The sequence below is a fragment of the Microbacterium natoriense genome, assembly GCF_030816295.1.
Classification (GTDB): domain Bacteria; phylum Actinomycetota; class Actinomycetes; order Actinomycetales; family Microbacteriaceae; genus Microbacterium; species Microbacterium natoriense_A.
The window spans coordinates 3,836,565-3,849,159 of the sequence record NZ_JAUSXV010000001.1; the positions used below are offsets into that span (position 1 = coordinate 3,836,565).

Below are 12,595 nucleotides of genomic sequence, written 5' to 3' on the forward strand. Positions count from 1 at the left end.
AGACACATGATCCAGGAATTCGGCGCCGGAATCCGCACCCTGATCCGCGGGTTCGGGCTGTGGCGCACCCGCCCTGGCCTGATGAACCTCGGTCTCATCCCGGCAGTCATATCGATCTTGCTCCTGGGCGCCCTGCTGCTGCCGCTGATCTTCGGAATGACCTCGATCTCGGCGTGGCTCACTCCCTTCGCCGAGGAGTGGCCCGCGCCGTGGAAGGGTCTGCTGCGCGGCGCCGTCGGCTTCGTGATCGTCGCCGCCGCGATCGCCCTGTCGACCGCGGTGTTCAGCGCGCTCACGCTGACGATCGGGGACCCCTTCTATCAGCGCATCTGGCACGCGGTCGAGGTGGATCTCGGCAACCCGCCACCCGAGGACGGCGGCGGTTTCTGGACAGCGCTGGGCGAGGGGCTCCGGCTCGTCGTCCTCGGCATCCTCACCGCGCTGCTGGTGCTGCTGATCGGGTTCGTCCCGCTGGTGGGTGGCATCCTCGGCGGAGTGCTCGGCGTGGTGCTCTCCGGCAGGCTGCTCGCCCGAGAGCTCACCGGGCGCTCCTTCGACGCGCGCAATCTCAGCCCCGCCGATCGCGCGGCCCTGTTCTCGGGGAGCAGAGCGCGGGTGCTGGGGTTCGGAGTCGCCACGCAGCTGTGCTTCCTGATCCCCGGCGGGGCGGTCGTGGTCATGCCTGTCGCCGTGGCCGCATCGACCATGCTCGCGCGAGACATGATGGCTCGGACGCCACTCGCGGCCCTGCCCCCGGCGCTTCCCCCGACCCCCGGGCAGGCCTGATGCCCGAGGGCGACACCGTCTTCCGCACCGCGCACCGTCTCGACCATGCGCTGGCGGGCTCCGACGTGACCCGGTTCGACCTGCGCGTTCCGCAAGCGGCGACGGTCGATCTGACGGGCCAGGTCGTGCAGGGCGTCGCCTCCCGCGGCAAGCACCTGCTGATGCGCATCGGCGACTTCACGGTACATTCGCATCTGCGCATGGACGGCGCATGGTTCGTCTACCGGCCGGGTGAGAAGTGGCGGCATCCGGCCTTCAAAGTGCGCGCGATCGTCGGCACGGACGCCTGCGAAGCCGTGGGCGTCGACATCGCCGAGATCGAGGTCGTGCCGACACACGATGAGGAGTCACTCGTCGGCTATCTCGGCCCCGATCCGCTCGCGCCCGACTGGGACGCGGAGGAGGCGGTCCGCAGGCTCGGAGCGGATGCTCGCAGCATCCACGTCGCTCTGCTCGATCAGCGCAACGTGGCGGGTTTCGGCAACGAGTACGCGGCGGAACTCCTGTTCCTGCGCGGGATCCTTCCGACCACCCCGACGCCGGATGTCGACGTCGCCGCGCTTGTCGACCTCGGCGTGCGCACGATCCGCGCCAATCGCGATCGCGTCGATCGCACCTTCACCGGCGTGAATCGTCGAGGGCACACGACCTGGGTCTACGGCAGAGCCGGACGCCCCTGCAGGCGCTGCGGGACGCCGATCAGAAAGGGCTCGCAGGGCGCAGATCCGACCCGCGAACGCGTCACGTTCTGGTGCCCGAACTGCCAGCGATCCCCTCTGGGTTCCTGAGCTTGTCGAAGGATCACCACCCGGGAATGAATCCGGATGATCCGTGGTTGTTGCTATATCCGGAGAACTCCGGAACACGGGAGGAATCGTGGGCAAGAACTACGTCGACATCGAGAACGACCAGGGTGGCACGCTGCGGTACCGCAAGCACGCCAACGGTCGCGGCCTCGTCGCGCACGGCGCGAAGGTGCATCCGATGGCGCACATCGAAGCAGGTGCGTACATCGAGCCCGGCGCCCGCGTGGGTAAGGGAGCGACCATCGCACGAGGTGCGTGGATCGACGCGGATGCCGTAATCGGCGACAACGCGCACATCGACGCGCACGCGCATGTGGGTCAGGGCGCCGCGATCGGCGACGGCGCGCATGTGGGAGTCCGCACGGAGATCGGCCCGGGCGCGCGCATCGTGCGCGGAGCCCGCATCGGCGACGACGAGACCGTCGCGGCAGGGCTCACCGTCGCCACCGACCCGAAGGGCCTCTGGCTCGCCGCCTGAGCACGGGCGCGCACTCGCGAACAGCGAGCGCCGGCTACAGCAGTCGGCGCTCCGACGCCCAGACCGTGAGTTCGTGCCGCGATGACAGCTGCAGCTTGCGCAGCACTGCCGAGACGTGGGTCTCGACCGTCTTGATCGAGATGAACAGCTCGGCAGCCACCTCTTTGTAGGCGTAGCCGCGAGCGATCAGGCGCATGACCTCCTGCTCTCGTGCGGAGAGGCGGTCGAGTTCGTCCTGAGCCGTCGCCGTCTCACCGGACACGGCGCCGAAGGCGTCGAGCACGAACCCTGCGAGACGCGGCGAGAACACCGCGTCTCCTCCGGCGACTGCGTGCACAGCGCGGCTGACCTCGGCTCCCGATGAGCCCTTCGTGATGTACCCGCGGGCGCCGGCTCGGATCACCCGCACGACGTCTTCTGCGGCATCCGACACGCTCAGAGCGAGGAAACGGGTCGCGGTCGGCTGCGAGCCGCGGAGGACCGCTTCGCCGCCCGTCGCTTCCGCCCCGGAACCGCCAGGAAGGTGCACGTCGAGCAGAACGACGTCCGGCGACGTCTCGCGGATCACCGCGATCGCGCTGGGCACGTCTGCGGCCTCGCCGACCACGTCGACGCTCGCATCGAGGTCGGCGCGCAGCCCCGAGCGGAAGATCGAGTGATCGTCCACGATCACGACGCGGATGCCGTCAGACACGGGTTTCTCCTCCTGCCGGGAGGTGCAGGTGCACCTCGGTGCCGTTCTCATCGCTGCGCACGCTGCCCGAGCCTCCGGAGCGGCGCATCCGGCCCACGATCGACTCGCGCACGCCCAGCCGATCGCTCGGCACCTCATCGAGCGTGAATCCGCGCCCGCGGTCGCGGATGAACACGTCGACCCCGGCCGCGCTGCCTTCGATGTACACCGAGATCTCCCCGCCCGCATGCCTCGCGGCGTTCAGCATCGCCTCCCGAGCGGCCGCTGCCAGGCCGCCGCTCGCGCGCTCCGCCGACATGCCGGCCGAGACCACGTCGATGCGCACGGGGAAGTCGAGTTCGAGAGCACCCGCGTAGTCGCGGAGATCGGTGGGCAGGTCGCCGTCGGCGGGTGCGTCGCCGTCGTACAGCCAGGCGCGAAGCTCGCGCTCCTGCGCTCGGGCCAGCCGCGCCGCCTCGCTCGATGCGCCGGCGCGGTTCTGGATCAGCGCGAGGGTCTGCAGAACCGAATCGTGCAGGTGCGCGGCCATCTCGCTGCGCTGCTCCTCGCGGATGCGTCGTACCCGCTCGCCGGCGAGCTCGCGCCAGCGATGCACGAACGTCGAGGACAGCACTGCAAGGAGCCCCGCGAGCGGGAGCAGCACGAGAGCGGGAGCGGCGCCTGGCCGCATGACGAGCAGCAGGCCGAACACCCCGGCCAGCAGCAGAGCGGCCAGCACCAGGACGATCATCGAGTGGCGCGGCCCGCGCGCGGTGTCGGTGCGGTCGATCAGCGCGGCCCAGAGGCCTGCGCCGGCGGCGAGAGCGGATGTCGCTCCGACGACGACAGCTGCCGTCGGCGACGATGCGACGTATCCACTGAGCCCCCACGTGAGCACTGCGAGAGCTCCGACAGCGGCGGCGACCACGAGCATCCACGCCACCGGCATCCGTCTGGTCGGTGGGCTCTCCCCGTCGGCCCACGGCGTGAACAGCCAGCACCACGCGTACAGCAGCACGCCCGCGCCGCCGCACAGGGCGAGCGCGATGAACAGCGCGCGCACCGTCCAGAGCCTTGCCCCCAGGTGCCTGGCCAGCCCCGCGCTCACGCCCGCGACCACGCAGTCCCGGTCGCGCTCCAGCGGCGGCCGCGTGCGCGCGGGCGCCGGAACGGTGGAAGAGGGCATGACGCCATCCAACCATTCGCCCCGCCCCGAGCGCCGCGTCAGGGGTCAGAATCAGGGGTCGCTCAGGGGAACACCCCATGGCGGCGTGCGAGCGGATGCCGGGAGGATCGACTCATGACGATTCCCACCGAGCCGCCGATCGCGGAACCGGACGCCGCTTCCGCGCCACCTTCGCCTTCTCCTTCTCCCTCTCCCGCCCCGCACAGCAGCGACCGATTCTTCCTGTGGGTCGCCGGTCTGGGCGTGGCACGCTCGGAGGGCTGGCTCGGCGGCGTCGCCGCCGGTATCGCCGCGCGGTTGCGCATCGACCCGCTGATCGTGCGGGGAGTGCTCGTCGTCGCCGCGCTTTTCGGGTTGCCCGTGATCTTCCTCTACGCCCTCGCCTGGGCTCTACTGCCGGATGCCGACGGTCGGACTCACGCCCGAGACCTGATGCGCCGCGACTATCAGCCGGTGCAGCTCGGCATCCTCGCGATGGCGGTCATCGGCCTGATCCCGACCGCGCCTCTCACCGGCACCGTCTTCGGCCTGGGCTACGTCAACTGGTCGGCCCTGTCGATCCTCAGCTGGATCGCCGGCCTCGGAATCGTGGTCGTCCTGCTCGTTCTCATCGTGCGCGCCGCAAGTCGCGCCCCGGGTGCTTCTGCGCCGGATCTGCCGATGGCTTCTGCAGACCCGGCGGCCCCGGCCGCGCCCGTCACCCTCGGCGTTTCGGGTACGCCCGAGGGTGCGGGCGCCCCTTTTTCGGGTGCCGGTCTGCCACCCGCATCACCGTATGGTGCGCCCGTCGTCGACCCGTCCTGGGCTGCGCCGTCGGCAGATTCTCCGCAGTTCGTCCGCCCCGAGCCCCCCGCCGCGCCGGCCGCGAACGACGCGGAATCCGTGGCGGCCTGGCGTGAGCAGCACGCGGCCTGGCGGAACCAGGATCAGGCGTGGCGACGGCAGCAGCAGGATGCGGAGCGCGCGGTGCGCGACCAGTTGCGCCGCGAACGGCAGGCCGAAGCGGCCGTGTTCGCCGCTGCAGCCGCGGAACGACAGCGCATCCGCCGTGCGTCGAACCCACGTGCGAGCTTCGCCTACGTCGCCGCCGTGATCGGCCTGGCGATCGTCGTCGGGGCCGGTGTCGGCCTCTGGGGAGGCTTCGGCGCCACCGCCGGAGCGATCGGCGCATTGGCCGCCGCGCTCGTTCTGGCGATCGGCATGATCGTCGCGGGACTGTGGCGTCGGCGCAGCGGGTTCCTCGCCTTCGCGACCGTGGCGACTCTCGTCGGCGGTCTGATCGCCGGAGCGGCGAGCACCGTCCCGCAGGTGACGTGGGGCACAGCCGGGATCTCGAACTATCCCTCGACGAGCATGGTGCATGTATTCGGCGACTTGCACATCGATCTGATGCCGCTTCCCGGAACGGTGCGACAGATCGAAGTGACCAAGGGCACCGGACAGACCACCATCGGCGTGCAGCCCGGGGTGCGGCTGGATCTCCGCGCTTCGGTCGGTGCAGGCGCAACAGTCGACTGGATCCGCGTCGACGGAGAGACAGGGCAGGTCATCGACAGCGGGGCATGGACGCCGGAAACGCGCGCCGGCGAGCGGATCGTCGACGCGCAGATCTCCGCCGAGAGTGCGAGCACGACGACGAACCAGCCCGTGATCATCGATCAACGCCGCGGCGATATCCGCGTCATCATCTACGAATCGGAGAAGGCAGAATGAGTAGCGACCTCGCAGGCGTCGAGTACGCGGCAATCACCCCCGCGGCATCCACGCCTGAGCTTCCCTCGACGGCCCCGACTCCCCCGCGCACCCGCTGGGCCGCGATCATCTGGGGAGCCATCTTCGCCGCGATCGCCGTAGTGGCGATCGGTCTGCTCGCCGACGGTCGCCGCAGCGACGACGTGAGCGACTGGATCCTGTCGCTCACTCCGGCGTCGATCACCGCGATGGCTCTGCTGGCGCTCGGGGGCATCGTGCTGATCTGCGGGGCGATCGGACTCATCCGGCGTGTTCAGCGGCGTGCGGCAGCCTCCTGGTCCCCGTCGCAGCGCGGGGTGGACGGCGATACCCTGGCCTGATGGCGAAACAACCTCGGCGTCCCGCCGGCCCCGTGCGCAGGAACAAGGCAGCGCCCGCCGAGCGGTTCCCGCCGCGCAAGCCGCCGAAGAAGACCGCCAAGGTCGTGTTCGACGCTCGGGCCGCAGCCCCCGACGAACCGCGCAGCTTCCGGCTGGGCGTGGTGGCCGGAGCGACGCCCGGCAAGTGGATCGATGCGTGGAAGGAGCGGATGCCCCGGGTGCCGCTCGAGCTCATGCCGATCGAGGTCGCAGACCAGCGCTCGGCGATCGACGCGGTCGATGCGGCCCTCGTGCGGCTGCCCATCCCGGACGAGGATCTGCACGTCATCACGCTCTACGACGAGAGGCCGGTGGTCGTGGCCGGGATCGACTCGCATCTGCTCGCCGCCGACGAGCTGACGGTCGCCGACCTCGACGGGGAGGTCGTGATCGGATTGATCGACGACGTCCTCGGCCCGCTCGACCTGCCGGGCACGACGCCCGCCTCCTTCGCTGCGCTGCCCGCCGCCGAGGCGATCGCGACGGCCGCCTCCGGAGTGGGGATCGTGATCGTACCGATGTCGCTCGCGCGGCTGCATCACCGCAAGGATGCCGACTACCGCGTGCTCGCCGACGGCCCCACCTCGACCGTGGCGCTGGTGTGGCCGCGCGACCGCACGACCGCCGACGTCGAGACCTTCGTCGGAATCGTCCGGGGGCGCACCGCGAACTCCTCGCGCTGAGCGCCGAACCCCGCTGTCATGGCCGCCTCTTCGAACAAGCCCGAGCTCCACGTCGATTCTGTCGCGGAGTGGGAAGCCTGGTTGAGCGCTGATCCCGACCCGAACGGCGTGCGGCTGCGTGTGCGGAAGAAGGCGTCACGCCTGTCAGGGATCTCCTATGCGGAGGCGCTCGACGTCGCCCTGTGCTTCGGGTGGATCGACGGACAGACAGCATCCCTCGATGCCGACTACTACCTGCACACCTTCACGCCCCGACGTCCGCGCAGTCTGTGGTCGAAGGTCAACATCGGTCACGTCGCGAGGCTGATCGCCGAGGGGCGCATGCGCCCGGAGGGTCAGCGCGAGATCGACCGCGCGAAGGCGGACGGACGCTGGGATGCCGCCTACCGGCAGAGCGACGGCGAGGTGCCGGTCGAGCTCCAGGATGCTCTGGATGCCGACCCGGAGGTCGCCCGGGCGTACGCGGCACAGTCGGCGCAGAACCGGTTCGCGATGGCGTTCCGGGTGTCTCAGCTCAAGCGGCCAGAGTCGCGCGCCTCGCGGGTCGCCCAGTACGTGGAGATGCTCAAGCGGGGCGAGACCCTGCACTGATCCCCGCCTGGTCGCCTGGTCGCCTGGTCGCCTGGTCGCCTGGAGTAACGATTCGACCCGCGCCGGAGCTCACGCGCCGCGCTCAGTAGAATCTCCGAGTGGCTTCGCTTCTCTACGTCTGCGTGCGACCCGAGATCGGGGCGGCGGATGCCGAGCACGCCTCGTTCCGGAGGGCGCTCGGCGCAGACGTCGTCGACAGGCTCGATCTGCTCGACGAGAGGCTCGACCTCGACCGGCTCGAGCGGTATCGCGGAGTCGTGGTGGGCGGCTCGCCGTTCAACGTGAGCGACCCGTCGAAATCGTCCGCGCAGCTGCGCGTCGAGGCCGATCTCGAGCGCATCGCCGGCGCGGCGATCGATGCGAGGATCGCCGCGTTCTTCACGTGCTTCAGCATCGGAGTCCTGACGCGGATGCTGGGTGGAGAGGTCGCGAACGACACTCCCGAGTCGGCGAGCGCGACAGTCATCGAGACCACGGCCGAGGGCGACGCCGATCCGGTGTTCGGCCCGAGTGCCCCGGCGCTCACCGTGTTCACCGCCCATAAGGAGAGCGCGGTCGCGGTACCTGACGGCGCCGTGCTGCTCGCCACGAACGAGGTCTGCCCGGTGCAGGCGTACCGCGTCGGAACGCATCTGTACGCCGCGCAGTTCCATCCCGAGCCCACCCCGCGCGATTTCGCCGACCGGATGACCTTCTACCGCACGACCGGATACTTCGACCCTGAGGAGTTCGACCTCGTGCAGGGCCAGGTGCTCTCGGCATCCGTCACCGAGGGTGCCGCCCTCCTGCGCCGGTTCGCCGAGCAGTTCGCCGCCTGACGCGACCGGTATCGCTCACGGCTGCCGGTCGTTGAGCGAGCGCAGCGAAACGCACCGCCAAACCTTCACACCGGTCGTTGAGCGAGCGCAGCGAGACGAAACGCGTCCTTCGTCTGTTCGTCGTCAGTCAGTCATGCGGTCAGGTACGCAGCACTGTGCGCCGGGCCGGCTTCGCTGGGGTGGAGTGTCGTGGGGTGCGCCATCGCTGAGCAGGGTCCCACCAGGCGGGACCGCGGATCTGGGGGATGCCGTCGTTCATGCGGATCTCCCACCCGGAATGATCGAGGGACCTGTGGTGCCACCAGCACAACGGGACCCCGTTGTCGGTGTGCGTGGGGCCGCCGCGGGCGTGTTCGGTGACGTGGTGGATTTCGCACCATGAGGCGGGGACGTGGCATCCGGGGATGAGACATTCCCGGTCCCGAGCGACGATCGCCCGCCGCTGATGCGCGTTGAAGATCCGATCCGTCGTGGTGATGCCGACGATCCGGCCCTCGTCGAACAGCACCCGCTGGACCGCCCCGGTGCACGCGGTGTGCGCGGCCACCGACAGCGGCACCGGCGCCCCGTTCCCCGGAAGCGTCGCCCACCCCGTACCCGCGGCAAGATCCTTCGCGTCCACATGCACCACCAGCGTCGGCGCCGCGCCACCCAGCGACGGCATCTCCTCATGCCGCGCCGCGATCCCCAACGCCGCCGCAAGAGCGTCATGACGCTTCTGGCCGGGCGTGCGCGGATCGATCACATTCCGCGGATCCACATTGAACTCGTCGACCTCGTCGTCTCCCGCGGTCTCGGTGAACGCGACGCCGGGGGCGGGAGCGCCGCCGACTTTCGGGTTGTTGAACGCGTCGAAGATCTGCTGCAGCTGCGCCGCCACCTCCGGGGTGATGTTCCCGACGAGGCGATGCGCGCCCTTCTGCAACCGCCCGAGGTTCAGAAACCGCCCCTGCTGCGCGTCGCGGTCCGTGGGCTCCGCCCCATCCGGATCCAGAATCATCGCCAGCGTCGACGCGAGGTGCCGCAGATCATCCGCGGTGGCCGGAGGACCAGGCTGCTTCCCACCCGCAGCGGTGTCCGCATCCGCCTCCACGGAGGGATCCGTGTCACCCGCGGCATCCTCTTCGAGTTCTTGTGCGGCCCCGTCGGTCGCCTCGGTGTCGCGGAGTCCGCGGGCGTGCCCAGCGAGGACCTCATCCACCCAAAGGCGTTCGTCGGTCCCGATGCGGGCGCGGGCGTACTCGATCGGCGCGGTCGCGGCCAGCAACCCAGGGATGCCGACCGCCCCGTCCAGCAGCGCGTCCCGCAGCGCCGGCCATCGAGCGGGCAACCGCTCCCCCGACACCAGGTTCACGTCCCGCGCCACCAGGCCCGCCGCGCGCGTGAACTTCGACGCCGACGGTGCATCGGTCAGCAGCGCTCGCTGCAGCAGCTCGTTCATGCCCCGGCATCCGAACCGATGACCGAACTCCACCTCCGCCGACGCCACCGCCTCCACCACGACCGCATCGACCAGCCGCGACACCTCACCGGCACCCCGCAACGCCTCGGCCCGCTCCGCATCCGACAGGCCCGCGAGGGCATCGTCGGACAGCACCGCACGCAGGTCGGTCGCGACCCGGGCGAGAGCGGAAACCGTGCTGTTCATACCTTCAGTATGAACAGGGCCACCGACATTCCGACCCCTGAATGAGCCTGATCAGAGAACTTTTCCCACCCTTTCACCGACGCCCCTGCCGAGCGACATCAACACCGCACTCCGGTCGCTGTTCATGCCGCCGAAACCGACCGCAAACTGCACCAAACGCGACCGGAACGGGCACCTGGGGGGACCCCGGATCGGTCACCAACCTGCCGTGAATCTCACGACGTTTCGTCTCGTCGCTGCGCTCCTCGCTCAACGACCGGTGACAGAGGCACGCCTCGTCTCGCTCCGCTCGCTCAACGACCGGAAACACGCGCGGCGCCGGCGCCGAATCAGCCGAGCAGTTCCACCCGCTCCCGCAGATACCCGCCCAGGGGCACGAACCCGCCCGCCGCGCTCCAGCGCACCGAGGGCACTCCGTCGATCAGGGAGAGCGGCCCTGAAGAGCCGCCGGCATCCACTGCCTCCACGTCGATCACGCTCCAGCCGACGTGTGCGATCTCCCCTTCGCGGAAGCCGCCGCGCAGGGCCAGCGCCCGACGCTCTGCCCGGTCGCGCGCCGACTCGGCCGTGTACCCTCTCCGCCCGGGCTCCGCGGCGCGCAGCACCTCGGCCGTGGCGAGCGCGTGAGTGTCGGTGAGCAGCAGCACGCCGAGGTGCCAGGCCTCGCCGACGCGCACGATGCGATGCCCACGCCACCGCGAGCTCCGCTCTTCGCCGAGCCCCTCTTTCGGAACTCCGGCGAGAGCCGATCGGGCATCGTCGAGAAGTCGTGCGGCAGTGTCCACGACTCCAGGTTAGGAGCCGATTCGCCCGGCACCGGCATCCACGGCAGAATCGATGCACACCCTCGAGGAGCCCTCATGTCTCAGCCTGATACCGCCCGTCTGCTCATCGCCTGCGACGACCAGCCAGGCATCGTCGCCGCCGTGGCCGGCGTGCTCTCTGAGCACGGGGCGAACATCATCTCCCTCGACCAGCACTCCACCGACTCCGAAGGCGGCCGGTTCTTCCAGCGCACGGTCATCCATCTGCCCGGCCTGTCGGCCGCCCGCCCCGCACTCGAGGCCGATCTCGAGAAGGTCGCCGAGCGCTTCGGCATGGAGTGGTCGCTGCACGACACGGCCCGCCGCAAGCGGGTCGCGATCTTCGTGTCGAAGTACGACCACTGCCTGATGGAGCTGCTGTGGCGCACGCAGCGCGGCCAGCTCGACATCGACATCACGATGGTCGTGTCGAACCATCCGGATCTCGCCGAGGCCGTCCGTTCCTTCGGAGTCCCGTTCGTGCACATCCCCTCCGGCGACAAGCAGGCCATGGAGCAGCGGCAGCTCGAGCTCCTTCGAGGCAATGTCGATCTCGTGGTCCTCGCGAGGTACATGCAGATCCTCACCGACGACTTCATCGTCGGCCTCGGCGCACCCGTGATCAACATCCACCATTCTTTCCTGCCGGCGTTCATCGGGGCGAATCCCTATGCGCGCGCGAAGGAGCGCGGCGTCAAGCTGATCGGCGCGACCGCGCACTACGCGACGGCCGACCTCGACGAGGGACCGATCATCGAGCAGGACGTGACGCGCGTCACGCATTCCGAGTCCGCCGCCGAGCTGCAGCGTCGTGGGGCTGACGTCGAGCGCCTGGTGCTCGCCCGCGCCGTGCAGTGGCACGCCGAGGACCGCGTGATCGTGCATGGGAAGTCCACCGTCATCCTGTAGCCCACCCGGATGCCGGCGCGGATCACCGCCCGTCCGGAACCCCGGCCACCAGCTCTTCGAAGGCCTCTCGCGCTGATGCGTACCGTGCGAGGGGTGCGGCCTGCCCCATCCACAGCGACTGCAGCTCGCCGAGATTCTGCTCGCCGGCCGCAGCACGGAAGCGGCCGGTGAGCCAGTTCTGCATCGGGAAGGGCGCGATCGTGCCGCTCGCCTCGATCGCTCGCACGGCGCGGTTGCGGGCTCCTCTCGCGAGGCGTCCGCTCATGGCCGTCGTCAGCACCGTCTCATCAGCTGCGGTCGAGCCGATCGCGGCTCGGTGCCCTTCCGAAGCGGCCGATTCCGCCGTCGCGAGGAACGCCGTGCCCACCTGCACTCCGGCGGCCCCCAGAGCGAACGCTGCGGCCACACCGCGCCGATCCGAGATGCCGCCCGCCGCGATCACCGGAACGTCCACGGCGTCCACGGCCTGGGGCAGCAGGGCGAACAGACCGACCAGCGAGTCCTCGGCCGGCTTCAGGAACGACACACGATGGCCTCCCGCCTCGGCGCCGGTCGCGACGATCGCGTCGACGCCGGCATTCGACAGCGCGACGGCCTCGGCGACCGTGGTCGCGGTACCCACGACGCGGATGCCGCGGCCGTGCGCCTCCTCCACCAGCGACTCCGAGGGCACGCCGAACACGACGCTGAGCACTGCCGGTGCCGCCTCGAGAATCGCTTCGGTCTGCTCATCGAGAGACGGCAGGTACTGCTCCGGTCGCTGGGGGACGTCCACTCCGACCGCGGAGTAGAACGGCTCGAGCGCCTGGGCGAAGACGGCGTGCTGCGGGTTCGGCGCGACCTCGTCGCCCCTGGGCAGCCAGACGTTCACCGCGAACGGCTTCGAGGTCGCGGCCCGGATCGCGGCGATGGTCGAGCGGATGCGGTCACCGTCGTAGCCGTACAGGCCGTACGACCCGAGGCCTCCTGCTTCGCTCACCGCCGCAGTCAGGGCGACGGACGACATCCCGCCGAAGGGGCCGAGGACGATCGGATGCTCGAGGTCGAAGAAGCTCATGAATCCGACGTTACGCCTGCAGCGCACGGGAAGGATCGACGATGAC

14 protein-coding genes are annotated in these 12,595 nt (G+C 70.0%); 9 read left to right on the forward strand and 5 right to left on the reverse strand.

The features are described from left to right. Positions 1–6: 6 nt before the first annotated feature. From QFZ53_RS18230 to QFZ53_RS18240, 3 genes are all read left to right on the forward strand, one after another. Positions 7–786: an EI24 domain-containing protein gene (locus tag QFZ53_RS18230; RefSeq protein WP_307298756.1), complete on the forward strand. Its 780-nt coding sequence runs from the start codon at positions 7–9 to the stop codon at positions 784–786. Then, on the forward strand, positions 786–1,574 hold the full coding sequence (locus QFZ53_RS18235) for a DNA-formamidopyrimidine glycosylase family protein (protein ID WP_307298757.1): 789 nt from the start codon (positions 786–788) through the stop codon (positions 1,572–1,574). The genes QFZ53_RS18230 and QFZ53_RS18235 overlap by 1 nt, the downstream gene beginning before the upstream one ends. Before the next feature lie 88 nt (positions 1,575–1,662). Next, positions 1,663–2,070 carry a DapH/DapD/GlmU-related protein gene (locus QFZ53_RS18240; RefSeq protein WP_307298758.1) on the forward strand — a complete coding sequence of 136 codons (408 nt, stop codon included), beginning with the start codon at positions 1,663–1,665 and terminating at the stop codon, positions 2,068–2,070. Between the two features lie 34 nt (positions 2,071–2,104). On the opposite strand, the gene QFZ53_RS18245 is transcribed toward QFZ53_RS18240, so the two are convergent. Both QFZ53_RS18245 and QFZ53_RS18250 read right to left on the reverse strand, forming a co-directional pair. Continuing rightward, positions 2,105–2,764 carry a LuxR C-terminal-related transcriptional regulator gene (locus tag QFZ53_RS18245; protein WP_307298760.1) on the reverse strand — a complete coding sequence of 220 codons (660 nt, stop codon included), beginning with the start codon at positions 2,762–2,764 and terminating at the stop codon, positions 2,105–2,107. Continuing rightward, a complete protein-coding gene (locus tag QFZ53_RS18250; RefSeq protein WP_292904120.1) occupies positions 2,757–3,929 on the reverse strand; it encodes an ATP-binding protein in 1,173 nt (390 codons plus the stop codon). The genes QFZ53_RS18245 and QFZ53_RS18250 overlap by 8 nt, the downstream gene beginning before the upstream one ends. 114 nt (positions 3,930–4,043) lie before the next feature. Between QFZ53_RS18250 and QFZ53_RS18255 the strand changes: the two genes are divergently transcribed. From QFZ53_RS18255 to QFZ53_RS18275, 5 genes are all read left to right on the forward strand, one after another. Continuing rightward, entirely contained in the window at positions 4,044–5,642 is a 1,599-nt protein-coding gene (locus tag QFZ53_RS18255) for a PspC domain-containing protein (protein ID WP_307298761.1), read from the forward strand. Continuing rightward, positions 5,639–6,001, forward strand: a complete 363-nt coding sequence (locus QFZ53_RS18260) for a hypothetical protein (protein ID WP_307298764.1) — start codon at positions 5,639–5,641, stop codon at positions 5,999–6,001. The genes QFZ53_RS18255 and QFZ53_RS18260 overlap by 4 nt, the downstream gene beginning before the upstream one ends. Beyond that, positions 6,001–6,723, forward strand: coding sequence for a LysR substrate-binding domain-containing protein (locus tag QFZ53_RS18265; protein ID WP_373426303.1), 723 nt, complete (start codon positions 6,001–6,003; stop codon positions 6,721–6,723). The genes QFZ53_RS18260 and QFZ53_RS18265 overlap by 1 nt, the downstream gene beginning before the upstream one ends. An 18-nt stretch (positions 6,724–6,741) precedes the next feature. Next, positions 6,742–7,314, forward strand: a complete 573-nt coding sequence (locus QFZ53_RS18270) for a YdeI/OmpD-associated family protein (RefSeq protein WP_307298765.1) — start codon at positions 6,742–6,744, stop codon at positions 7,312–7,314. A gap of 98 nt (positions 7,315–7,412) precedes the next feature. Then, positions 7,413–8,132 (forward strand): glutamine amidotransferase-related protein, encoded by a 720-nt coding sequence (locus QFZ53_RS18275; RefSeq protein WP_307298767.1) that lies wholly within the window; start codon positions 7,413–7,415, stop codon positions 8,130–8,132. A gap of 139 nt (positions 8,133–8,271) precedes the next feature. On the opposite strand, the gene QFZ53_RS18280 is transcribed toward QFZ53_RS18275, so the two are convergent. Together QFZ53_RS18280 and QFZ53_RS18285 are read right to left on the reverse strand one after the other, a co-directional pair. After that, positions 8,272–9,780 (reverse strand): HNH endonuclease signature motif containing protein, encoded by a 1,509-nt coding sequence (locus QFZ53_RS18280; protein WP_307298769.1) that lies wholly within the window; start codon positions 9,778–9,780, stop codon positions 8,272–8,274. A gap of 329 nt (positions 9,781–10,109) precedes the next feature. Next, positions 10,110–10,565 carry a glutaminase gene (locus QFZ53_RS18285; RefSeq protein ID WP_307298771.1) on the reverse strand — a complete coding sequence of 152 codons (456 nt, stop codon included), beginning with the start codon at positions 10,563–10,565 and terminating at the stop codon, positions 10,110–10,112. A gap of 75 nt (positions 10,566–10,640) precedes the next feature. Between QFZ53_RS18285 and purU the strand changes: the two genes are divergently transcribed. Further along, positions 10,641–11,492 (forward strand): formyltetrahydrofolate deformylase, encoded by an 852-nt coding sequence (gene purU, locus QFZ53_RS18290; protein WP_307298772.1) that lies wholly within the window; start codon positions 10,641–10,643, stop codon positions 11,490–11,492. A gap of 22 nt (positions 11,493–11,514) precedes the next feature. On the opposite strand, the gene QFZ53_RS18295 is transcribed toward purU, so the two are convergent. Further along, entirely contained in the window at positions 11,515–12,549 is a 1,035-nt protein-coding gene (locus tag QFZ53_RS18295) for an NAD(P)H-dependent flavin oxidoreductase (RefSeq protein ID WP_307298775.1), read from the reverse strand. Positions 12,550–12,595: the final 46 nt, after the last annotated feature.

Excerpts from the sequence above, each read along its gene's own strand:
- QFZ53_RS18250 (WP_292904120.1), bottom strand. The coding sequence starts at position 3,929 with ATGCCCTCTTCCACCGTTCCGGCGCCCGCGCGCACGCGGCCGCCGCTG.
- QFZ53_RS18230 (WP_307298756.1), top strand. The coding sequence starts at position 7 with ATGATCCAGGAATTCGGCGCCGGAATCCGCACCCTGATCCGCGGGTTC.
- QFZ53_RS18255 (WP_307298761.1), top strand. The coding sequence starts at position 4,044 with ATGACGATTCCCACCGAGCCGCCGATCGCGGAACCGGACGCCGCTTCC.
- QFZ53_RS18295 (WP_307298775.1), bottom strand. The coding sequence starts at position 12,549 with ATGAGCTTCTTCGACCTCGAGCATCCGATCGTCCTCGGCCCCTTCGGC.
- QFZ53_RS18280 (WP_307298769.1), bottom strand. The coding sequence starts at position 9,780 with ATGAACAGCACGGTTTCCGCTCTCGCCCGGGTCGCGACCGACCTGCGT.
- purU (WP_307298772.1), top strand. The coding sequence starts at position 10,641 with ATGTCTCAGCCTGATACCGCCCGTCTGCTCATCGCCTGCGACGACCAG.
- QFZ53_RS18235 (WP_307298757.1), top strand. The coding sequence starts at position 786 with ATGCCCGAGGGCGACACCGTCTTCCGCACCGCGCACCGTCTCGACCAT.
- QFZ53_RS18270 (WP_307298765.1), top strand. The coding sequence starts at position 6,742 with ATGGCCGCCTCTTCGAACAAGCCCGAGCTCCACGTCGATTCTGTCGCG.
- QFZ53_RS18260 (WP_307298764.1), top strand. The coding sequence starts at position 5,639 with ATGAGTAGCGACCTCGCAGGCGTCGAGTACGCGGCAATCACCCCCGCG.
- QFZ53_RS18265 (WP_373426303.1), top strand. The coding sequence starts at position 6,001 with ATGGCGAAACAACCTCGGCGTCCCGCCGGCCCCGTGCGCAGGAACAAG.